Origin of the sequence: Streptomyces yokosukanensis (assembly GCF_001514035.1) — a bacterium.
GTDB lineage: Bacteria > Actinomycetota > Actinomycetes > Streptomycetales > Streptomycetaceae > Streptomyces > Streptomyces yokosukanensis.
Genome location: NZ_KQ948212.1, coordinates 99,991 through 122,595, shown reverse-complemented (window position 1 = coordinate 122,595; position 22,605 = coordinate 99,991). Strand labels below are relative to the sequence as shown.

At 71.9% G+C, this 22,605-nt stretch carries 11 protein-coding genes; 4 read left to right on the top strand and 7 right to left on the bottom strand.

Annotation, left to right across the window (positions count from 1 at the left end; all coding sequences use genetic code 11):
- Positions 1 to 8: 8 nt before the first annotated feature.
- Positions 9 to 1,454 (bottom strand): N-acetylglucosamine/diacetylchitobiose ABC transporter substrate-binding protein, encoded by a 1,446-nt coding sequence (gene ngcE / locus AQI95_RS18370; protein ID WP_067124294.1) that lies wholly within the window; start codon positions 1,452 to 1,454, stop codon positions 9 to 11.
- A 351-nt stretch (positions 1,455 to 1,805) separates the two neighbouring features.
- On the opposite strand from ngcE, the gene AQI95_RS18365 reads away from it, so the two are divergent.
- Positions 1,806 to 5,615: a GH92 family glycosyl hydrolase gene (locus AQI95_RS18365; RefSeq protein ID WP_208614209.1), complete on the top strand. Its 3,810-nt coding sequence runs from the start codon at positions 1,806 to 1,808 to the stop codon at positions 5,613 to 5,615.
- 61 nt (positions 5,616 to 5,676) lie between these two features.
- On the opposite strand, the gene AQI95_RS18360 is transcribed toward AQI95_RS18365, so the two are convergent.
- Positions 5,677 to 8,943 carry a GH92 family glycosyl hydrolase gene (locus AQI95_RS18360; protein WP_067124293.1) on the bottom strand — a complete coding sequence of 1,089 codons (3,267 nt, stop codon included), beginning with the start codon at positions 8,941 to 8,943 and terminating at the stop codon, positions 5,677 to 5,679.
- A gap of 474 nt (positions 8,944 to 9,417) precedes the next feature.
- Here AQI95_RS18360 and AQI95_RS18355 point away from each other — a divergent pair, with 474 nt between their 5' ends.
- A complete protein-coding gene (locus AQI95_RS18355) occupies positions 9,418 to 12,111 on the top strand; it encodes a SpoIIE family protein phosphatase (RefSeq protein ID WP_079071321.1) in 2,694 nt (897 codons plus the stop codon).
- Between the two features lie 135 nt (positions 12,112 to 12,246).
- Here AQI95_RS18355 and AQI95_RS18350 read toward each other — a convergent pair whose 3' ends face one another.
- Both AQI95_RS18350 and acnA read right to left on the bottom strand, forming a co-directional pair.
- The gene (locus AQI95_RS18350) at positions 12,247 to 13,761 is read right to left on the bottom strand and encodes a sensor histidine kinase (protein WP_067124291.1); all 1,515 of its coding nucleotides are present in this window, start codon (positions 13,759 to 13,761) and stop codon (positions 12,247 to 12,249) included.
- A 229-nt stretch (positions 13,762 to 13,990) separates the two neighbouring features.
- A complete protein-coding gene (acnA, locus tag AQI95_RS18345) occupies positions 13,991 to 16,705 on the bottom strand; it encodes an aconitate hydratase AcnA (protein WP_067124289.1) in 2,715 nt (904 codons plus the stop codon).
- 288 nt (positions 16,706 to 16,993) lie between these two features.
- On the opposite strand from acnA, the gene AQI95_RS18340 reads away from it, so the two are divergent.
- The gene (locus AQI95_RS18340) at positions 16,994 to 17,530 is read left to right on the top strand and encodes a GNAT family N-acetyltransferase (protein ID WP_067124287.1); all 537 of its coding nucleotides are present in this window, start codon (positions 16,994 to 16,996) and stop codon (positions 17,528 to 17,530) included.
- A 71-nt stretch (positions 17,531 to 17,601) separates the two neighbouring features.
- Here AQI95_RS18340 and AQI95_RS18335 read toward each other — a convergent pair whose 3' ends face one another.
- The 3 genes from AQI95_RS18335 to AQI95_RS18325 form a co-directional block, all read right to left on the bottom strand.
- Positions 17,602 to 17,991, bottom strand: coding sequence for a VOC family protein (locus tag AQI95_RS18335; RefSeq protein ID WP_244188778.1), 390 nt, complete (start codon positions 17,989 to 17,991; stop codon positions 17,602 to 17,604).
- On the bottom strand, positions 17,988 to 18,374 hold the full coding sequence (locus AQI95_RS18330; RefSeq protein ID WP_067124285.1) for a VOC family protein: 387 nt from the start codon (positions 18,372 to 18,374) through the stop codon (positions 17,988 to 17,990). The genes AQI95_RS18335 and AQI95_RS18330 overlap by 4 nt, the downstream gene beginning before the upstream one ends.
- A 198-nt stretch (positions 18,375 to 18,572) precedes the next feature.
- Positions 18,573 to 19,307 carry an IclR family transcriptional regulator gene (locus AQI95_RS18325; RefSeq protein WP_067124283.1) on the bottom strand — a complete coding sequence of 245 codons (735 nt, stop codon included), beginning with the start codon at positions 19,305 to 19,307 and terminating at the stop codon, positions 18,573 to 18,575.
- 601 nt (positions 19,308 to 19,908) lie between these two features.
- On the opposite strand from AQI95_RS18325, the gene AQI95_RS18320 reads away from it, so the two are divergent.
- Positions 19,909 to 22,554: a helix-turn-helix transcriptional regulator gene (locus AQI95_RS18320; RefSeq protein WP_159056539.1), complete on the top strand. Its 2,646-nt coding sequence runs from the start codon at positions 19,909 to 19,911 to the stop codon at positions 22,552 to 22,554.
- Positions 22,555 to 22,605: the final 51 nt, after the last annotated feature.

Here is a 22,605-nt window from a genome sequence, read left to right as displayed (position 1 = left end):
GTGCTGGTCTACTGGTGCTTGTAGTGCTTGATCGAGGTGTCCTTGGCCGCCTCGTCGGCAAATCCCTGGATCTTCTTGATGGCCTCGGCGGGGGTAAGCCGACCGGCCATCATCTCCCCGAGACCGGACACACCGATCTTCTCCTTCTGCAGCTGCACATACCAGTCCTGCAGTCGCGGATTCACCACGTTGGATCCGGCCAGCTTCAGCGCCGCCACGCCGGAGTTCAGCCCCGGGGTGAGGGTGATGCCGGTGGTGCCGCCGTTGTAGGCGGTCAGCGACTTCACCTTGGCCGTGAAATTCTTCGAGGACGCCTCGGAGAGCATGATGCGCAGCTGCTCCATGCCGCCCTCGGGGTTGGCGGCCTTCGCCGGGACGATGAAGGGCTCACCGCCGGAGGCCCAGATGGTGCCGAAGGGCAGCTTGTCGCTGCCGTCGATGCCGGACGGCGCGGAGACGGCCAGATCGAAGTCCTTGGGGATGACGTTGGCCGACTCGTTCTCCACCCAGGAGCCGTTCGGGATGAACAGCGCCTCGCCCTTGGCCCAGGCGGTCTGGGACTGGATGTGGTCCAGGCCCGGGGTGCCCTTGAGGATGTAGCCCTTCTTGTACAGCTCGTAGTACGCCTCGAAGCAGGCCTTGACGGCCGGGTGCTTCCAGGCGTTGGGCTCCAGGTTGTCGATGGCGTCGAGCACCTCGCGACCGCCGACCTTGCCGATCATCGGGTACAGCGAGAAGGGGATGTAGTACGGGTACTTGCCCGCGTACGTCCAGCCCGCCATGCCCTTCTTCTTGGCCTTCTCGCAGACCGCGAGCATCTCGTCCCAGGTCTTCGGGTACTGCGCGTCGAGGGAGTCCAGGGCCTTCTGCGAGTACCAGACGCCGTACACCGTGTAGGCGTAGTAGAAGATCCAGACCGGGTTGCCGTCGAACTGGCCCATCTCCACGATGCCGGGGCGCAGGGTGTCGCGGACCTTCTTGTTCGGGTCGTCGTAGGACGGCGCGTCGAGCAGCGGGGTGAGGTCGGAGAGCTGGTTCTTGCCGACCAGGACGCCCATGTCCATCTGCTCGGCGCCGGAGTTGTCGATGAGGTCCGGCGGGTTGCCCTGGTTGAAGCGGGGCTGCAGGGTGGACTGGATCTTCTGGGTGGCGGAGAACTTCACCTTGACCTTGGGGAAGTCCTTCTCGTAGATCTTCACCGCGTCCTCGGCGTAGTCCTTGCCGAAGCCGCCGTCGAAGAGGACGAATTCCATGCCCGCGCTGTCGTTGACGCCGAGCGGGTTCTTCGCGGTCTTCGTCCCCGCCTTGTCCTTCTTCTGGCCGCCCCCGCCACTGCTCGCACAGGCGGACAGCAGGCCCATGCCAGGGGCCGCGACCACGCCGAGTGCGGCGGACCGCTTGATCAGATCACGGCGGCCGACACCTTCGGCACCGTGGTTCGAGGTGGATCCCATGCTCAAGTCCTCGCCTTCTCCAGGACTCAGGCGGTGAACCGGATCCTCCCCGGCACCGCAGTCGGGTAGCGCTGGGTCGTGCAGGGTCATGCTGGAAGTGCCGACAGGTATAGTCCACTTCCGGTCGGCTGAGCAAGATCGAATGCAGGGTTCGCGATGGGTCTTTTCCGAGTTGAGACCTCAAGGAAATATGAGGCCCCTGCGGGTCGCCTGGCACAAACATTCGCGGCATAAGTCCCTGAATGCCACACCCAACACCCTTGACATCACGGGCCACTTGACGACCTACTGGTTCCTGCGCCCCATAGGTGACAACGTTGTCTGGAGAGGGGCGCAGGAGGGGATCCGTAGATGCAGCGGAGAACTCGGCACAGATGGGGTCCGGCGGCCGTCCTCACGGCCGCCTTTGTCATGGCCGTCGGCGGGCAGGGCGCGGCGGTCGCCCTGCCCGCCAAGGCTCCGGCCGCGGGCCAGGAGTTCGCCTCCTCGTTCGAGACCGGCGATCCGGCACCCGACTGGCTGAACACCGTGGACACCGCGCCGGACGGGACCAAGCGCGCCTCCGGTGTCGACGGCGGCTACAGCACCGGAATTCCGGGCAATGTGACCGACCATGTCACCGATGTCCGGGCGAGCGGCGAGAACACGGGCGCCGGCGAGGTCAAGGAGAACCTGGTCGACGGCGAGCCCGGCACCAAATGGCTCACCTTCGCCCCCACCGGCTGGGTGGAGTTCGACCTCGACAAGCCCATCGAGCTGCACACGTACGCGCTCACCTCGGCCAACGACTACGACCAGCGCGACCCGAGGGACTGGACGCTGCTCGGCTCCACCGACGGCAAGGACTGGAAGCCGGTGGACTCCCGCTCGGACGAGAACTTCTCCGAGCGCTTCCAGACCAGGTCCTACGACCTGGCCGAGCCGGCCGAGTACCAGCACTTCCGGCTGGAGATCACCAGGAACAACGGCGCCTCGGACACCCTGCAGCTCGCCGATGTGCAGTTCTCCACCGGCGGCGGGGGCGACCCGGTGCCCCAGGACATGCTGACGCTGGTCGACAAGGGCCCGACCGGCTCGCCGACGGCCAAGGCACGCGCCGGGTTCACCGGGCTGCACGCCCTGCGCTACGCCGGGCGGCACACGGCGGGCGGCCGGGCGTACTCGTACAACAAGGTCTTCGACGTGAACGTGAAGGTCGGCGGCGACACCCAGCTGTCGTACCGGATCTTCCCGTCCATGGCCGACGGCGACCGGGACTACGACGCCACGAACGTCTCCCTCGACCTGGCCTTCACCGACGGCACCTACCTGAGCGACCTGGGCGCGCTGGACCAGCACGGGTTCCCGTTGTCGCCACGCGGTCAGGGTGCGTCGAAGTCGCTGTACGTCAACCAGTGGAACAACGTGGCCGCGCGGATCGGCTCGGTCGCGGCCGGGAAGACGGTCGACCGGATCCTCGTGGCGTACGACTCCCCCGACGGACCGGCGAAGTTCCGGGGCTGGATCGACGACGTGGCGGTGCGGCCCGTACCGCCCGAGCAGCCGAAGGCGCATCTGTCGGACTACGCGCTGACCACGCGCGGCACCAACTCCAGCGGCAGCTTCTCGCGCGGCAACAACTTCCCGGCGACGGCCCTTCCGCACGGTTTCAACTTCTGGACGCCGGTGACCAACGCGTCGTCGCTGAGCTGGCTGTACGAGTACGCGCGGGCGAACAACGACGCCAACCTGCCGACCGTCGAGGCGTTCAGCGCGAGCCATGAGCCGAGCCCGTGGATGGGCGACCGGCAGACCTTCCAGCTGATGCCGTCGGCCGCGGCCGGCACCCCGGACACCGGCCGCGAGGCGCGCCGGCTGCCGTTCCGGCACGAGAACGAGACCGCGCGGCCGTACTACTACGGGGTCCGGTTCGAGAACGGTCTCAAGGCCGAGATGACCCCGACCGACCACGCGGCGGTGCTGCGCTTCACCTACCCCGGCGACGACGCGAGCGTCGTCTTCGACAACGTCACCGAGCAGGCGGGCCTGACCCTCGACAAGGACCACGGGATCGTGACCGGCTACTCGGACGTGAAGTCGGGCCTGTCGACCGGGGCGACCCGGCTGTTCGTGTACGGCGAGTTCGACAAGCCGGTGACCGACGGCGGATCGAGCGGAGTGAAGGGCTACCTCCGCTTCGACGCGGGCGCGGACCGGACCGTCACGCTGCGCCTGGCGACCTCGCTGATCAGCGTCGACCAGGCGAAGGACAACCTGCGCCAGGAGATCCCGGACGGCACCTCCTTCGACACGGTGAGGCAGCAGGCCCAGAAGACCTGGGACAGGCTGCTCGGCAAGGTCGAGGTCGAGGGCGCGACCCAGGATCAGCTGACCACGCTGTACTCCAGCATGTACCGGCTGTACCTGTACCCGAACTCGGGCTTCGAGAAGGTCGCCGGCAAGGACCAGTACGCCTCGCCCTTCTCCCCGATGCAGAGCCAGGACACCCCGACCCACACCGGCGCGAAGATCGTCGACGGCAAGGTGTACGTCAACAACGGCTTCTGGGACACCTATCGGACCACATGGCCGGCGTACACCTTCCTGACGCCCTCGCAGGCGGGCGAGATGGTCGACGGGTTCGTGCAGCAGTACAAGGACGGCGGCTGGACCTCCCGCTGGTCCTCCCCCGGCTACGCCGACCTGATGACCGGCACCTCCTCGGACGTGGCGTTCGCCGACGCGTACGTCAAGGGTGTGCGGTTCGACGCGAAGGCGGCGTACCAGGCGGCCCTGAAGAACGCGACCGTGGTCCCGCCGATGTCGGGTGTGGGCCGCAAGGGAATGGGCACCTCGCCGTTCCTCGGCTACACCGCCACCGCCACCTCCGAGGGCCTGTCCTGGGCGATGGAGGGCTATGTCAACGACTACGGCATCGCGCGGATGGGCGCGGCCCTGTACAAGAAGACGGGCGAGCGGCACTACAAGGACGAGTCCGAGTACTTCCTCAACCGCGCCCGGGACTATGTGAACCTGTTCGACCCCAAGGCGGCGGGAGGCTTCTTCCAGGGCCGTGACGCCCAGGGCGACTGGCGCGTCGACTCCGCCGCGTACGACCCGCGTGTCTGGGGCTACGACTACACGGAGACCAACGGCTGGGGCTACGCCTTCAGCGTCCCGCAGGACAGCCGGGGCCTGGCCAACCTCTACGGCGGCCGGAAGGCGCTCGCCGACAAGCTCGACACGTTCTTCTCCACCCCCGAGACGGCCTCGCCGGACTTCGTCGGCTCCTACGGAGGTGTCATCCACGAGATGACCGAGGCACGGGACGTCCGGATGGGCATGCTCGGACAGTCCAACCAGGTCGCGCACCATGTCTCGTACATGTACGACGCGGCGGGCGAGCCCTGGAAGACACAGGCGACGGTGCGCGAGATCCTCTCCCGGCTCTACTCCGGCAGCGAGATCGGGCAGGGCTACCACGGCGACGAGGACAACGGCGAGCAGTCGGGCTGGTACCTCTTCTCGGCGCTCGGCTTCTACCCGCTCGTCATGGGCAGCGGCGAGTACTCCATCGGCTCCCCGCTGTTCAAGAAGGTCACCGTGCACCTGGAGAACGGCCACGACCTGGTCGTCAAGGCGCCGCGGAACAGCGCGAAGAACGTCTATGTCCAGGGTGTGACGTTCGACGGCCGTGCCTGGAACTCCACTTCGCTGCCCCACTCGCTGCTGTCCAAGGGCGGGGTGCTGGAGTTCGCCATGGGCGCCGAGCCGTCCGCGTGGGGCACGGGCAAGGACGCGGCCCCGGTCTCCATCACCCAGGACGACAAGGTGCCCACGCCCCGCGCGGACGTCCTGAAGGGGGACGGGCCGCTGTTCGACAACACCTCGGCGACGGACGCCACGGTCACCTCGGTCGACCTGCCGGTCGACCACGCCGTGAAGCCCGTCCAGTACACGCTGACCTCGTCGGCCGACCACACCAGGGCACCGGCCGGCTGGACCCTCCAGGGCTCCACGGACGGCACCACCTGGAAGACCCTGGACCGCCGCTCCGGGGAGAGCTTCACCTGGGACCGCCAGACCCGGGCGTTCGGCATCGCGGCGCCGGGCACCTACGCGAAGTACCGGCTGGTCCTGACCGGCTCGGCCACGCTCGCGGAGGTGGAGCTGCTGGCCTGACGTACGCACGCGACAGCGGCCGTCCCGGTGGAGAGGGGCGGCCGCTGTCCGCTGCCGTGGGTCAGCGTGTGGCCAGGGCGAACACGTGCAGGCCGGGGTCGCCGGGGAGCCTGACGCTCTTGATCCGCCGGCCGGCCGGGGCCTGGTACGGCCGGGTGGCGAAGACATAGGCCGCCACCGGTTCCCTGCCGGCGCCCGCGGCATTGCGGTACGGCGTCCGGGCGACGACCTCGTTGCCGTACCGGACGGTGCCGCTTCCGCCGCCGACGGTCCAGTCGGTGAAGGACAGGTCGACGGTGTCGGACGTGCCGTCGGTGTAGGTGACGGCCGCCCGGGCCCGCCGGTCGCCGTCGACCGCGCTGCCGATGAAGGACAACGCGCCCGCCGCCGTGGGCAGTTCGATGGTCTGCCCGGAACCCGAGGCGTTGTCGGGGCGGTCGGGCGGCGAGTTCGGCCAGGTGAAGGCGAGTCCGTCGACCGTGGACCGCCCGCCCGGGGTGAGGCCGGCCGCGGCGAGGGCCTGGCGGGAGTAGCTCCAGCCGCCGCCGTCGTAGTCGGCCTCGTCGTGGTCGCCCGTGTCGTCGCAGATGCCGGTGCCGTCGTAGGCGGCGAGCAGGGTGCCGGGGGCGGCCACCTTCAGCGAGACCGGTTGCTCGTACGACGTCCCGGCCGCGGCCACCGAGATCTTGACGTCGGAAAAGCCCTGCCGGGCGTCCCGGGCGGCGGTGAGGGTGATCACCTGGGCGCCGCCCTCGACCGTGCCCCCGGCGGGCACGGCCGTGACACCGGCCGGGGTGTGCACCCGGAAGCGCACGTCGGGGCCGCTGCCGCCGTGCAGCGACAGTGCGCGGACGACGGTCCTCGTGCTGTCGCCGGGTGCGAGCGTGGCGGAGGTGGGGCCGACACCGATCTGGTACGGCTGCTCGCCCTCGCGGAAGGAGGGCGGCGGGCGGTCCGCGCCCCAGCCGCGGTTCGGGGTGGCGGACAGGGTGTAGTCGAGGCGGCCGCCGTCGCGGACGAAGGACGCGGGCAGCCAGGGGCGGTCGCTGGTGCGGCCGTCGACCTTCAGGGACCGGATGTACGGTGCGCCGGGCGCCGCTCCGGTGGCGCGCACGGAGATGTCGTTGCCCCGCGGCCGGCTGATCTCCACGCGCTCGAACAGCGGTGAGGCGAGGACCAGTTCGGCACGGGAGGGCACCTGCGGGTACATCCCGAGGGCCGCGAAGACGTACCAGGACGACATCGCGCCCAGGTCGTCGTTGCCGGGGATGCCGCCGGGCGCGGTCGACCACAGCTGCCGCATCGCGGCCCGTACGGTCGCTTGCGTCCGGTACGGGGCGCCCGCGTAGTCGTACAGGTAGGGGACGTTGAGCGACGGCTCGTTGTCCAGCTCGGACTTGGTGCCGCCGTGGCCGGTGAAGGCCCAGCCGCCGTCCGTGTCGTGGAAGAAGTCGTCGAGCCGGGCGAGCGCCTTGTCCCGGCCGCCCAGTGCGGCGAACAGGCCCGCCGGGTCGTGCGGGACCATCCAGGTGTACTGGGCCGCGGTGCCTTCCACGAAGCCGTTGCCGGTGTCCGGGGTGAACCCGGTGACCCAGCTGCCGTCGGCCTTGCGGTTCGCGACGTAGCCGCCGCCGGCGTCGGCGGCGATGTCGAAGGTGTTCTGCCACCACTGGGCGCGCCGGGCGAAGACGGCGGCCGTGACCTTCTGCCCGGCGGCCGCCGCGAGCCGGGACAGGGAGAAGTCGGCCGTGGACATCTCCAGGGTCTCCGCGGCGCCGCCCCAGGCGTTGGAGACGCTCGGCATGTAGTGCAGCTCCAGGTACTTGTCCAGGGACGGCCGCTGGCCGGCGGAGAGCACCGGCCTGCCCGCCGCGGACAGGTCCCGCTCGGTGGGGACGGTGGCCGCCTCGACCAGCGAGTCCAGTGCGCCACGCAGATCGAAGCCGGTGCCGCCGAAGGCGTGGATACCGGCCAGCGCGGTCGGCGAGGGGTCGCCGTTCATCACATGGGTGCCGCTCGCGCCGTGCAGCCAGCGGTCCCAGGTCCCGCCGTTCTGCCCGGCCAGCTCGTACAGCGACTGGGCGATGTCGGAGCCGGTGCGCGGGTCGAGCAGGGTGAGCAGCTGCACCTGGTCGCGGTAGACGTCCCAGCCGGAGAAGGTGCCGTACTGGGCGCGGTGGCCGTGGCCCACCCGGTGCACCCGGCCGTCGCCGCCCCGGTAGCGGCCGTCGGCGTCACTGATGACGTTCGGATGCAGCAGCGCGTGGTACAGCGCGGTGTAGAAGGTGGTGCGGTCGGCGTCCGATCCGCCGCCGACGCGGACGGCGCCGAGCCGCTCGCGCCAGGCCCGGCGGGCCGCGCCCGCGACCGCGTCGAAGGAGCGGCCGGGCGGGTTCTCGGCGGCCAGGTTGGCCTCGGCCGCCGCCTTGCCGACGTAGGAGATGCCGACCTCGACGTGCACGGGCCCGGTGCCGGGCGCGAACGTGACATAGCCGCCCGCGCCCTTGCCCGCGACGGGCCGTCCGCCGTGCGCGAAGCCCCCGGTGCCGCCGGCCGCCCGGAGCGAGCCGGGGCTGAGCCTGTCGTCCCGCCAGGTGCCGGCGCCGTGGAAGGCGCGGTCGAAGCGGGCGGTGAAGTACAGGGTGTAGTAGGCGCGCCGGCCCTCGGGGTCGAGGTGGCCGCAGAAGTCGCCGGAGGTGACGGATCCGGAGATCGTACGGCGTTCCGGGTCGATCGTGACGGTCGAATCCGTCGAGCCGACCTCCGAGTTGGCGGTGCGCACCAGCAGTGAGGCGGGCCTGCCGGCCGGGAAGGTGAAGCGGGCCGAGCCGGTGCGGGCGGTGGCGGTGAGGTCGGCGGTGACGCCGGAGGCCAGGCCCACCGTGTAGTGACCGGGTTCGGCGCGCTCGTCGGCGTGGGTGAAGTCGGAGGCGTAGACGGCGTCGCGGGTGTCGCTCGCCGGGGAGGAGGTGACCTCGCCGGCGTAGGGGAAGAAGGGGATGTCGCCGCTGCCGCCCGCGCAGCCGGTGCCGGACATGTGGGTGAGGCTGAAGCCGCGGATGCGGGTGGCGCCGTACCGGTAGCCGCCGGGGGCGGCGGTTCGCGTGGCGTCCCCGGCGGTGTTCTCGGGGCTCCAGGAGAGCATGCCGAAGGGCACGACGGCGCCCGGGAAGACGTCGCCGCCGTTCTCGGTGCCGATCAGCGGATCGACGTACCCCGTCGGATCCGTGACGAGGCCGGTGGGTGCGGCGGGCGCCGCGAGGGCGGGCGCGACGCCGCCGAGCGCGAGCGTGGCGGCCAGCAGCAGGGACAGGGGTCCGAAACGCATGACGCGGCCCTTCCTCCTGGCGGACGGGTCGCGCACCACAGGTCGCACAAGCCGCAGGGACGGTAACGTGCGCCACCGGTACCACGGGAAACCGCATGCGCACGGCAGACGCACAACGGGATCACCCGGTCGGGTTACCCCAAATGGGTTGACATCGTTGTCGGTCGAGGCGGTAGAGTCATGCACAGACCATAAGACAACGTTGTCGTGCACGTCGGCCGACGTCACAAGCCGGCACCACCCGGGCGGGCGTCCATCACCCCCCTCACCCGCCCGGCTCGCGGACCCGGTGCGCACGACCACCGGGTCCGCCCAGAGCGACCTCGCGCAGAGGAAAGGCAGAGGAAGACCGGCCTGTCACCCGAGTGGCCCGAGTGACGGAAGTGGCCTCCTGCGAAGCATGAGGCGACGAAAATGTGTCCGCCCCCCGGATCTGCCATAGGCAGCGAGGCCAACCAGTGCTACAAATACCGCATGTCGGACGTATTCGCCCGATCCAGGCGTTCACCCTGGCGCTTCAAGGTCGGCAGGAGCCCGCGCAGCGTCGCCGGGCAGGTGTTCCTCCTGCAAGTGGCACTTGTCGTGGTACTCGTGGCCTGCGGCGTCATCGCACTCGTCCTGCAGTCGCAACATGACACGACCACCGAGGCCAGGCGCCGGTCCATCGCCGTCGCGCAGACCTTCGCGCACTCCCCCGGCGTGCTGCAGGCACTGCGCTCCCCCGACCCGTCCAAGGTGCTGCAGCCGCTCACCGAGGCGGGGCGCAAGGCCGCGGGCGTCGACTTCATCGTGGTCATGAACACCAAGGGCATCCGCTACACCCACCCCATCCCCAGCAAGATCGGGCACCGGTTCGTGGGCCAGATCAAGCCCTCGCTGGCCGGGAAGGTCTACACCGAGACGGTCCATGGCCCGCTCGGCCACGAGGAACAGGCGACCGTCCCCGTCTACGACGAGCACGGCAAGGTCACCGCGCTCGTCTCGGCCGGGCTCAAGGTGAAGAACGTGACCAGCGAGGTGGACCGCCAGCTCCCGATCATCCTGACCGCCGGGGCCGGAGCGCTGGTGGTGTCGACCGGCGGCACGGCACTGGTCGGCCGGCGACTGCGGCGCCAGACGCACAGCCTGGCCCCGGACGAGATGACCCGCATGTACGAGCACCACGACACGGTGCTGCACTCGGTGCGTGAGGGTGTGCTCATCGTCGACGGCGACGGGCGGCTGCTGCTGGTCAACGACGAGGCCGCCCGGCTGCTGGAGCTGCCCTCCGACGCCGAGGGGCGCACGGTGCGGGAGCTGCCGGGCCTCGACCCCGCGACGGCGGACCTGCTCGTCTCCGGGCGCGACGCCTCCGACGAGGTGCATTTCGCCGGGGGACGGCTGCTGGCGGTCAACCAGCGGCCCACGAGCCGTGCGGGAGATCCCTGGGGAACCGTGGTGACGCTCCGCGACTGCACCGAACTGCAGGCCATATCCGGCCGTGCGGAGGTGACCCGGCAGCGGCTGGAGCTGCTGTACGACGCGGGCCTCGGCATCGGCAGCAGCCTCGACGTGGTCCAGACGGCCGACGAACTGACGCGGGTCGCCGTCCCCCGCTTCGCCGACTTCGTCACGGTGGACCTGGCCGACGCCGTGCTGCACGGCGAGGAACCGGCCGCCACGGCGACCGACATGCGGCGGGTCGCGGTGGGCGGCATCCGGGACGATCACCCGCTGTACGAGAAGGGCCGGCTGATCGACTTCCTGCCCTCCACCCCGCAGGCGCGCGGCTACACCGCGGGCCGTACCGAGCTGGTCACCGACCTGTCGACCACCGACGGCTGGCAGGCGCAGGATCCGCAGCGCGCCCGGCAGATCCTGGAGTACGGCATCCACTCGCTGATCTCCGCCCCCATCCAGGCCCGCGGCATCGTGCTGGGCATGGCCAACTTCTGGCGTTCCAAGCGGGAGCCGTTCGACGCGGAGGAGGTGTCACTGGCGGAGGAGCTGGTGGCGCGCGCCGCGGTCAGCATCGACAACGCCCGCCGGTACACCCGTGAGCACGCCCTCGCCGTGACCCTGCAGCGCAGCCTGCTGCCGAGGGCGCTGCCCACGCAGAGTGCCCTCGACGTCGCCTACCGCTATCTGCCCGCGCAGTCGGGAGTGAGCGGCGACTGGTTCGATGTGATCCCGCTGTCGGGGAGCCGGGTCGCGCTGTCCGTCGGCGACGTGGTCGGTCACGGTCTGCACGCCGCGGCGACGATGGGCCGGCTGCGGACCGCGGTGCACAACTTCTCCACCCTCGACCTGCCGCCCGACGAGCTGCTCAGCCACCTGGACGACCTGGTCGGACGCATCGACCAGGACGAGGCCAGCCCCGAGACGACGGGCGAGATCGTGGGTGCCACCTGCGTGTACGCGATCTACGACCCGGTGACGCGCCACTGTGTGATGGCCCGTGCCGGGCATCTCACGCCCGCGCTGGTGTCGCCCGACGGCCGCGTCGCCTTCCCGGATCTGCCGGCCGGTCCGCCACTGGGCCTGGGCGGTATGCCGTTCCAGGCGGCGGAGTTCGAGCTGGCGGAGGGCAGCCAGCTCGTGCTGTACACCGACGGCCTGGTCGAGGACCGCTCGCGCGATCTGGACGTGGGGATGGAGATGCTGCGCCGGTCGCTGGCGGGCCACCCCGACCGGTCGCCGGAGGAGAGCTGCCGGGCGGTGCTGGAGGAGCTGCTGCCCGACCGTCCGCGGGACGACGTCGCTCTGCTCATCGCGCGCACCCGGGCGCTGCCGGCCGAGCAGGTCGCCGACTGGGACGTGCCGCGCGACCCGGCCGCCGTGTCGGGGATGCGTGCCGCCGTGTCCGAGAAGCTGGCCGAGTGGGACCTGTCCGAGCTGGGCTTCGGGATGGAGCTGGTGCTCAGCGAGCTGATCACCAATGCCATCCGCTACGGCTCCGACCCGATCCATGTGCGGCTCATCCACGACCGCTCGCTGATCTGCGAGGTGGCCGACGGCAGCAGCACCTCGCCGCATCTGCGGTACGCGGCGACGACCGACGAGGGCGGCCGGGGCCTGTTCCTGGTCTCGCAGCTGGCCGAGCACTGGGGCACCCGGTACACCCCGCAGGGCAAGGTGATCTGGGCGGAACTGCCGGTGCCGGACCTCGCCGCGCTCCTCGCGGAGTGACACGGACCGGAGGCGCGGGGCGTGGGCGGCGCGCCGAGGGACACGCGAGGGGCGGGCCGAGCGGCCGGGAAGCCCGGCGGCCGGCGGGGGTGCCGGTGCGGCGTGGGTACGGAGGGCCGAGGGAGGTACCCGGGGTCAGGCGGAGCTGCCGAGGGGGTGGGAGGCGGTGGGCGGGTGTTCCGGCGCGGGGTGTGCGGAGGGGAGCGACGGGCCGGTCGCGGGGAAGTCGACCGTGAACTCGGTCCGGCCGGGGACGCTGTCCACGCGGACGGCGCCGCCGTGCGCGTGCACGATCGCGGCCGCCACGGCCAGCCCCAGCCCCGAGCCGCCCCCGCCGAGGCCCGCACGGGTGCGGGAGGGGTCGGCGCGGGTGAAGGGGTCGAAGACCGCGGGAAGCAGGTCGCGCGGGATGCCGGGGCCGTCGTCGCGGACCCGCAGGGTGTGCCGTGCGGCGGTGGTCGCGAGCGAGACGGTGACCGTCGTACCCGGCGGGGTGTGCATCCGGGCGTTGGCCAGCAGGGCGGACACCGCCTGCCGCAGGCGCGGCCCGTCCCCGGTGACCCGGAGCGGCGGGTCCAGGGGCAGTTCGACTCGCCACACATGGTCCGCGCCGGCCGTACGGGCCTGCCGTACCGCCTCCGCGACCAGCAGCGCGAGGTCCGTCTCGGCCGCCTGCGGGGGCCTGCCCTCGGCGAGGCGGGCGAGCAGCAGCAGGTCCTCGACCAGGCCGGTCATCCGGGCCGACTCCGCGCCGATCCGCCGCCAGGCGAGATCGGCGGTGTCCGGTCGGGCGCCGCGGTTCATCAGCTCGGCGTAGCCGGCGATGGAGGCGAGCGGGGTGCGCAGTTCGTGACCGGCGTCGGCGATGAAGCGGCGCATGCGTTCCTCGCCGCGCCGGCGCTCGCCGAGCGAGGCCTCGACCTCGTCGATCATCCGGTTGAGGGCGGCACCGACCCGGCCCGCCTCGGTGCCGGGGTCGGCGTCGGGTGCCGGGACCCGGGCGAGGCCGGTGGGCCCCTTCGGTCCGAGCGGCGCCCGGGCCACCTGGTCGGCCGCGGCGGCGACCCGGCCGAGCGGGCGCAGCCCTCGCCGTACGGCGAGGACGCAGCAGCCGCCCGCGAGGACGAGCGCGCCGGCGGTGGCGGCGGCCTCGATCCGCACGAGTGCGCGGAGGGTGTGCCGTACGTCGTCCAGGGGCAGGCCCGCCAGGACGCGGATGCCGCTCGCGTCGAGGGCGGTGACCCGGTAGGCGCCGAGGCCGGGGACGGTGCGGGTGTGGACCGTGCCGTCGTCGGGGACGCCGGTGAGGGCGGAGCGCTGGGCCGCGCCGAGCGGGCTCGGCCCGTCGTCCCGGCGGACGACCGCGCCGGCCAGGACGTGCCCGCCGGTGTCGAGGCGGGCGGCGAGCAGTCCGGACGGATGGCCGCCGGTGCCGAGGAAGGCGAGGTCGTCGGGGCGCCCTGGGTGACGGGCGGCAGCGGTCACCCCGGACACCGCGGCGTCGTTCACCCGGCCGTCCAACTCGCCCGTCAGATACGCGTGTTGGGCGAGAGCCGTGGTCAGTCCGAGCGCGCCGCACACACCGGCGAGGACGGTGGCGAGGAGGAGCGGCAGCCGGGTGCGCAGAGGGCGGGGCCCGCGGCGGGTCATCTCGGGGCTCCGCCGCGCGCGCCGGTCGGCGCCGGGGTACGAACGGTCGGTACGCAAGGGTGGCCGGTACGGGAGCCGGGAGCGCCAGACATGTGGCAATCCTGTGCCGGTCCGCTGGGGGAAGGCTGTGTTCCACCTGAGCCGGGGCGATGACCCGGTCGCGGTACGGCGCAGGGCCGCACCCCCGCCGGACGGGGATGCGGCCCTGCGGACCGGCTCGCTGTGCCGCTTACTTGCGGATCAGGTTGCGCAGCACGTACTGCATGATGCCGCCGTTGCGGTAGTAGTCGGCCTCACCGGGGGTGTCGATGCGGACGACCGCGTCGAACTCGACACCGGTGTCGGTGGTGACCTTGACCGTGCGCGGCGTGGTGCCGGCGTTCAGCTCCTCGACGCCGGTGAAGGAGAAGGTCTCCTCGCCGGTCAGGCCGAGGGTCTCGGCGGACTGGCCCTGCGGGAACTGCAGCGGCAGGACGCCCATGCCGATGAGGTTCGAGCGGTGGATGCGCTCGTACGACTCGGCGATGACGGCCTTGACGCCGAGCAGCGCGGTGCCCTTGGCGGCCCAGTCGCGCGACGAACCCGAGCCGTACTCCTTGCCCGCGAGGATCGCGAGCGGGGTGCCCTGCTCGATGTAGTTGCGCGAGGCGTCGTAGATGAACGACACCGGACCGTCGGCCTTGGTGAAGTCGCGGGTGTAGCCGCCCTCGGTGCCCGGCGCGATCTGGTTGCGCAGGCGGATGTTGGCGAACGTGCCGCGGATCATGACCTCGTGGTTGCCACGGCGCGAGCCGTAGGAGTTGAAGTCACGACGCTCGACGCCGTGCTCCGTGAGGTACTTGCCGGCCGGGGTGTCGGCCTTGATGGCGCCGGCGGGCGAGATGTGGTCCGTCGTCACCGAGTCGCCGAGCTTGGCGAGGACGCGGGCGCCCGTGATGTCGGAGACCGGGGTGGTCTCCATCGTCATGCCCTCGAAGTACGGGGGCTTGCGGACGTACGTCGACTCGGTGTCCCACTCGAAGGTGTTGCCGGTCGGGATCGGCAGCGACTGCCACTGGGCGTCGCCCGCGAAGACGTCGGCGTAGGACTTGTTGAACATGTCCTCGCCGATGGAGTTGGCGACGACGTCGTTGACCTCGGCCTCGGTCGGCCAGATGTCGGCCAGGAAGACGGGCTTGCCGTCCTGGTCGACGCCGAGCGCGTCCTTCGTGATGTCGACCTTCATCGAACCCGCGAGGGCGTACGCGACGACCAGCGGCGGGGACGCCAGGTAGTTCATCTTGACGTCGGGGTTGATGCGGCCCTCGAAGTTCCGGTTGCCGGAGAGGACGGACGTCACGGCCAGGTCGTGGTCGTTGACGGCCTTCGAGACCTCCTCGGGCAGCGGGCCCGAGTTGCCGATGCAGGTGGTGCAGCCGTAGCCGACGAGGTTGAAGCCGACCTTGTCCAGGTACGGCGTCAGACCGGCCTTGTCGAAGTAGTCGGTGACGACCTTCGAGCCCGGGGCGAGGGTGGTCTTGACCCACGGCTTGCGGGTCAGGCCCTTCTCGACGGCCTTCTTCGCGACGAGCGCGGCGGCGACCATCACGTACGGGTTCGAGGTGTTGGTGCAGGAGGTGATCGCGGCGACGGTGACGGCGCCGTGGTCGATCTCGTACGTCGAGCCGTCGGGGGCGGTCACGGTGACCGGGTTCGACGGGACGCCGTTCGTGGACGCCGGGGCGTCGGACGCCGGGAAGGACTCCTTGCCGGCCTCGTCGGCGGTGTCGACGTAGTTGCGTACGTCGAGCGCGAACTGCTGGGCGGCGTTCGCGAGGACGATGCGGTCCTGCGGGCGCTTCGGACCGGCGATCGAGGGCACGACCGTCGACAGGTCGAGCTCCAGCTTCTCGGAGAAGTCGGGCTCGGCGGCCGGGTCCAGCCACAGGCCCTGCTGCTTGGCGTAGGCCTCGACGAGGGCGACCTGCTGGGCGTCACGGCCGGTCAGACGCAGGTAGTTCAGGGTCTCGTCGTCGATCGGGAAGATCGCGGCGGTGGAGCCGAACTCCGGCGACATGTTGCCGATGGTGGCGCGGTTGGCGAGCGAGGTGGCGGCGACGCCCTCGCCGTAGAACTCGACGAACTTGCCGACGACGCCGTGCTTGCGCAGCATCTCGGTGATCGTGAGCACGAGGTCGGTGGCGGTGGTGCCGGCCGGCAGCTCGCCGGTCAGCTTGAAGCCGACGACGCGCGGGATCAGCATGGAGACCGGCTGGCCGAGCATGGCGGCCTCGGCCTCGATGCCGCCGACGCCCCAGCCGAGCACGCCCAGGCCGTTGACCATCGTGGTGTGCGAGTCGGTGCCGACCAGGGTGTCCGGGTAGGCCTGGCCGTTACGGACCATGACGGTCCGGGCCAGCTTCTCGATGTTGACCTGGTGCACGATGCCGGTGCCCGGCGGGACGACCTTGAAGTCGTCGAAGGCGGTCTGGCCCCAGCGCAGGAACTGGTAGCGCTCCTTGTTGCGGCCGTACTCCAGCTCGACGTTCTGGCCGAAGGCGTCCTTCGTACCGAACTTGTCGGCGATGACGGAGTGGTCGATGACCAGCTCGGCCGGGGAGAGCGGGTTGACCTTCGCCGGGTCGCCGCCGAGCTCCTTGACGGCCTCACGCATGGTGGCGAGGTCCACGACGCACGGGACACCGGTGAAGTCCTGCATGATCACGCGGGCCGGCGTGAACTGGATCTCCTGCGAGGGCTGCGCCTGGGAGTCCCAGTTGCCGAGCGCACGGATGTGGTCGGCGGTGATGTTCGCGCCGTCCTCGGTGCGGAGCAGGTTCTCCAGAAGAACCTTCAGGCTGTAGGGAAGGCGGGCCGAGCCCTCAACCTTGTCCAGCTTGAAGATCTCGTACGACTCGTCGCCCACGCTCAGCGTGCTGCGGGCGTCGAAGCTGTTCGCCGACACGACAGTCTCCTTCATTGATGTGCGCGTACCACCGTCAATCGTGCCGTCACGCGGTTCTGGCCAATCCGCTAAGGTAAGGCTAAGTTAGGTAACCCTTAGTGGGTGACGGCTGCGGTGCGCCTGGCAGATATCTCGATGTCGAGATAACTCTAGTACATGGGCGCGCAATGGTCATGTGCGGGCGGAGGTGTCCGGCCGGTCGTGTTCGGCCGGGCACGACCGGCAGGCCCACGGTGTCGGCCGAGGAATCGCTTGGCCGGTGCTCGGCGGAGAGATCATCATGTGCGAATGCCTGAGAACCCATCCTCTGCGGCACCGACCGTGGTGCGACTCCCCCGGTACACGAAGGCGAACCAGGAGGAGATCCTCGGCGGCGGCGATGATCCCTTCGGTGTCGCCCGGACCGGTCTGACCTGGCTGCCGAAAGAGGAACACTTCGGCATCAGACACGAAGACCGGCTCGTGGCACACGCCGGCCTGCTGCGACTGCCCGTCGCGATCGGCGGCGCCACGACAGAGGTGGTGGGCGTCGGCGGAGTGGCCGTCGCACCCGACATGCAAGGTCAGGGCCTGGCTCGGCTCGTCGTCACAGCCGCCCTGGAGCACGCCCGCACGATGGGTCCCCAGCACGCGCTCCTGTTCTGCCGGTCTCCTCTCGTGCCGCTCTACCAACGCCTCGGATGGCACCCGCTCGACAAGGACGTACTCGTCGAACAACCCGAAGGCCGCCTGGTGACCATGCCGCTGCGGACCATGGTGACGCCCCTGCGCGACGACGCCCACTGGCCCTCAGGACCGATACGGCTGCTCTCGCTCCCCATGTGACAGTCACCGCGGGGGAAGCCATCGCTGTCGAACACGACTTCGCGGGGACCAAGTGGCATGTTCACCGGTTCTCACCGGGCGGCGCTGATGCACAGGGGCTGGCCGGAGGGGTCCAGCAGCACGGTCCAGTGCTTGCCGCCGGGCTGGTGGGCGGGCTTGGTGGCACCGAGACCGATGAGACGTTCCCGGGCGGCCTCGACATCGTCGAAGGCGAGGTCGAGATGGAAGACGAGCTCGTCCTCGGGCCAATTCGGGGCCTTGAAGGACTCGGCCGTGTAGAAGACGTACGTCGTCGTGCCGTCGCTGATCATCGCCGCGGTGTCACCGAAGGTCTGGGTGACCTCCCAGCCCAGGGCAGCGGCGTAGAAGTCGGCGAGCGCCTTGCCGTCATGGCCCCAGAAGGCCGCGCACTTCACCACGCCGGCGGCGGTCTTGCCGGTGTGCTCCGTCACGGTGGTCACCGGGTCCGTTTCCGGTTGACGCCGATGACGTAACCGTTGAGGTCGGTGAAGTAGAAGAGCTTGTCGCCGTGGTGCTCCATGACGTCCTTCCGGACGGTGACCAACGGCCGGATGCGTTCGACGTAGGCGTCGAAGTCGTCGACGGCCAGATAGAACATGCCGAACGCGCCGACCGGGGTGTCCTTCAGCACGGGCAGCCAGTCGCGCAGGTGCGCGTCGCGGTAGACCATCAGCGCGAACTCGCCGTCGAAGAGCAGGATGCGCAGGTCGTCGTCCGGATCATTGCCGGCGGGCAGGGCGGTGAAGCCGAGCTTCTCGTAGAAGTCGACGGTCGCCTGGGTGTCGGGGACGCCCAGGCATGGGGCGATGGCGGGAGGCTTCATGGTGATCACTCCTTGAGGGGGCACGCGAGCAGGAAGGGGCGGAGCTCCTCACGAGCGCGGGGCCGCGTTCCGAGAAGTCCTGCCGGAAGCATGGCCTCCGTATAGGACAGAGCCCGTCCTATACGCCATCTCCAGGCGTTTCGCGTGCCGCTCGCAGTGGCTGACGGCTCAAGCCCGGTATCGGTTCGACGCGCGCGCTCACCCCGGCGCCGGGAGCCGCGCCAGGTTCGCGCCGACCATCACGGCCGCGCGGCGCAGCGCCTCGGCGAGCGGGGTGAGCCTGCGGGGGTCGAGGACGGTGGCGTTGATCGCGGCGACAACGTTGCCGGACGGGCCGCGCACCGGCGCCGCGACGCAGAACAGGCCCGGCACGCACTCCTCGTGGTCGTAGGCCACTCCCCGGTCCCGGGCCAGCACGACCCTGCGGGACCATGCGCCCGCCGAGAGGTTCGGCGGTGGTGCGGCCGGTGCGAAGAGGACTTCCGCGGCGGTGCCGGGCGGCAGGACCGCACCGGCCCGCAGGGCGAACAGGTCGTCCACCTCGCCGCGTATCCCGGCGACGAGCAGCGGGCCGCCGCCGTCCGGCACCGCCACGCTCAGGCCCACCCCGGCGTGGTCGAGCGTGAGCCGGCGCAGCGGCTGGGCCGCCGCGGTGCGCAGAAGCTGGGCGGGCTGCCAGGCCTGGCCGAGACGGAACGTGAGGGAGCCGACACGGTAGCGTCCGGCCCGGCGCTGGACGGCGCCGAGCGCGACGAGCTGGTCGAGGAGCCGGTGCGCGGTGGTCTTGGGCAGGCCCGCGTGCTCGGCCAGACGCGTCAGGCCCAGGTCGTCGTCGTGCGCCGCGAGCGCTTCCAGGAGGGCGAACGCGCCGTCGAGGACGTGCCGCCCGCGAGGCGGCTGCGCGTCGGACCCCTCAGGGACAGTGATGGCCATCGACCGCCCCCTTCGTCTCCCGAGCGGTTCGGGGCAGACCGGTGACAGTTCACGGCACACCGATAAACGGGCGATGAATGTCCGCTCAACACGTGATTCGGCACACGACTTTCGCAGACCGATGCCCACGGGGTGGTGATCGGTCACAGACCCGGCGAGACCTTCACGTGGGTCGTCGGCGGTCCACGGGCGGACCGTGCCGGTCCGCTCAGCGGAACACCGCTTGGCCCGCCGCCCGCCCGCGGGTGATGCTGTGAGCCCGGCCTGTCACGGCAGGCCCCGTCGCAGGGAGCCACTGATGCGCGAAACGATGTGGCCGGCCCGCACCTGACCGACGCCGGGAATCCCACTCGCTCGTCCTGACCCGCACGACGGGGCGCCTCGGCGCCCCGACACCCCACGGTCCCACCGCGTCGCCGACCTGACCTGTCGCACCCGGCCGGACCGTCCACGATCGGCTGCGGCCGCGCCCGCCCCTCCACGTGCCCGCAGCGCACGGCTGTCCGCGTACCGGTGCCCGCGCGATCGCGCGGCGCCTCACGACGGCGTGGCCGGGCCCGGCGGGGGCGGGCGGGCCCGGCCACGCCCGGGGGGAGACACGGTGCGACACGAACGGGGAGCGGAACGACTCGTCGCGAGGGACGTGGAGCAACGGCAGGCGCTCGGCGCCGTGCTGACCAAGGGGGGTACGGCGATCGTCGGTCCGGTCGGTGTCGGCAAGACGGCGTTGCTCTGCGCCGTGGCGGGCCGGCTCGACGCCGCGCGCTTCGACGTGGTGTGGACCGTGGCCACCCGGGCGAGCCGGCAGGTGCCCTTCGGCGCGTTCCACGGTCTGCTCGGCGGCGCACGGGACCGGCTCGACGAGACCCGGGCCTATGGGGCGCTGCACACCGAGCTGGCCCGGCGGTCCGGGCGGCGCACCCCGGTCCTGGTCATCGACGACGTCCACCACCTCGACGACCGGTGCGCGGCGCTGGCCCTGGGGCTGGCCGCGGAGGGCCGGGCCAAGCTGATGGTCGCCGCCCGCGGCGAGCCCGGCGCGGCGATGTCCGACGCCGTGGTGGCGCTGTGGAAGGACGGCTATCTGGAGCGTCTGGACGTGGCGCAGCTCGGCCTCGCGGGCACCGCCCGGCTGCTGCACGCCCTGGTCGAGGGCGAGGTGGCCCGGGGCACGGTGGACCTGCTGCACCGCTGGACCGGCGGCAACCCGCTGCTGCTGACCCAACTGGTGCGCCACGCACGGGCGTCGGGCCGGCTCGGGGCCGACGGCGGACTGTGGTGGTGGCGCGGCCCGCGGACGGTGCCGCCCGGCCTGGCCGAGGTGTTCGACCACGAGCTGGACGGCCTGACCTCCGGCGAGCAGGACGCCCTTGCGGCGATCGCCCTGGGCGAGCCGCTGGCCCTGCCCTCGGTGGAGGCCGTGGCGTGCGACGCCGTCGAGGCGCTGGAGGAACGGGGCCTCGTGCGCACGACCGACGGCGGCGGCGGGCAGATCCTGGTCCGCCTGGCCAGCCCGCTGCTGGCCGCGGCGGTCCATCGAAAGCTGCCCCGGCTGCGGCGGCGCCGGATCGCCGCGGCCCTGCTCGCCGCGGACACCTGCCCCGCGCCGGACCCCGTCGTGCGGGCACGCTGGCAGTTGGAGGCCGACGGGCCCGTCGACACCGCCTTGCTGATCCGCGCGGCGGAGGCCGCCCGCGGCCACGACCCCGAGCTGGCCTGCCGCCTGGCGCGCCGGGCACTGCCCGGATCGAGCGCGGCGGCCGTCGTGCTCGCCCGCGCGCTGGTCGAGTCGGGCGACGGCGCGCAGGCCCGGCAGGTCCTGGAGCGGGCCGGCGCCGAAGCGGCCACCGTCTCGGCCCGGTTGAGGGCCGGGATCGCGCTCGCCGCGCACGTCTGCTGGGTGGAGCGCGACCCGGCCGCCGCGGCGGCGGACCTCGCGGCTCTCGGCTCCCGCGCCTCCTCGCCCGCGGCCCGGGGTGCGGTGGAGGGCGTGCGCGCCCTGGTGCTCCTGGGTGGCGGCCGGACGAGCGCGGCCCTGGAGGCCGCCGAGCGGGTGCTGCGCACGACCGTACGGGGACCGGGGGTAGCCCCGGCCCGCCTCGCCCGGTCCGTCGGCCTCGTGCTGAGCGGCCGTACGAGGAACGCCGTGGCCCTGGCCGAGGCGACGGCCGCCGATGTCGACTCGCCCGGTGAGTTGCGGGAGTTGGCACTGGCCCTGGGGTGCTACGCCCAGGTGTGGGGCGGCGGCGCGGGCCCGGCCCTCGGCGAGGCCGGTGGCGGCGGCGCGGACCCGGTCCCCGGACAGGGGCGCGACGGCGCTGCGGCCCCGGGCTCCGGCCGGCTGGGGGTCGGCGGTGCGAGCCCGTTCCTGGGCGTGCCGTCCGCGTCGCATCCCGCCTCCGCGTTCCTGGACGGGCTGCGGTACTGGGCGCTCGGCGATCAGCAGGAGGCCGTGGCGCGGCTGCGCGAGGCCGTGCTGCGGCACTCCGGCGGCACCCGGCTGTTACGGACCGAGGCGACCTGCCGCCTCGCCGTCTGCCTCGCCGAGGCGGGGCGGGGCGAGGACGCCGAACGCGCGCTGGCCGCCTGCCCGCCCGACGCCGTGGGGCTCGTGCCCGGGCAGGAGCAGTGGGCCCGCGCCGCGGTGGCGGCCGCGCGCGGCGACGTGCCGGCCGCGACGGCGGGCCTGCGCGCCGCCGCCGGCACGGCACGGCGCGAGGGCTGCTGGGCGGTGGCGGCCGAGTGCCTGACGTACGCGGCCTGGCTGGCACCCGCCGGTCCGCCCACCGACCTGCTCGACCAACTGGCCCTCGCCGCGGGCCACATCGACGCGCCGCGGCTGCTGGCCGGGGCGCGGGCGGCGTTCGCGTTGGCCCGGGGCAGCGGTACGGAGTTGCTGGAGCACGCGGTGCGCCTCGACGGGCTGGGCATGCGGGCGCCCGCCTGGCGGCTCGCGGAGAGGGCGGTGGTGGTGCTGCGGGCGCACGGCCGCCGGCACGGGGACGCGGTGGTCCTGGCGACCCGGCTGCGCGGCGGCCAGGGGGCGTCGGCGCCGCCGGTGCGGCTCGACGTGCTCACCGCCCGCGAGCTGGAGATCGCCTCACTGGCCGCCGCGGGCCTGGCCGACCGTGCGATCTCCGACCGGCTCGACGTGTCCGTCCGTACGGTGGAGAGCCATCTCGCCCGCGTCTACCGCAAGCTCGGGGTGCGCTCCCGCCGGGACCTGCCGTCCGTTCTGCGTGCCTGACCGGACGGGTGCGGCGGGGGCGTAGGCGGCCGCGTGCAACGCGTACATCGC

Coding starts and splice junctions, on each gene's coding strand:
- AQI95_RS18360 (WP_067124293.1), bottom strand. CDS start 8,943: ATGCGTTTCGGACCCCTGTCCCTGCTGCTGGCCGCCACGCTCGCGCTC.
- AQI95_RS18330 (WP_067124285.1), bottom strand. CDS start 18,374: ATGAAGCCTCCCGCCATCGCCCCATGCCTGGGCGTCCCCGACACCCAG.
- AQI95_RS18350 (WP_067124291.1), bottom strand. CDS start 13,761: ATGACCCGCCGCGGGCCCCGCCCTCTGCGCACCCGGCTGCCGCTCCTC.
- AQI95_RS18365 (WP_208614209.1), top strand. CDS start 1,806: ATGCAGCGGAGAACTCGGCACAGATGGGGTCCGGCGGCCGTCCTCACG.
- AQI95_RS18355 (WP_079071321.1), top strand. CDS start 9,418: ATGTCGGACGTATTCGCCCGATCCAGGCGTTCACCCTGGCGCTTCAAG.
- AQI95_RS18325 (WP_067124283.1), bottom strand. CDS start 19,307: ATGGCCATCACTGTCCCTGAGGGGTCCGACGCGCAGCCGCCTCGCGGG.
- ngcE (WP_067124294.1), bottom strand. CDS start 1,454: ATGGGATCCACCTCGAACCACGGTGCCGAAGGTGTCGGCCGCCGTGAT.
- AQI95_RS18340 (WP_067124287.1), top strand. CDS start 16,994: ATGCCTGAGAACCCATCCTCTGCGGCACCGACCGTGGTGCGACTCCCC.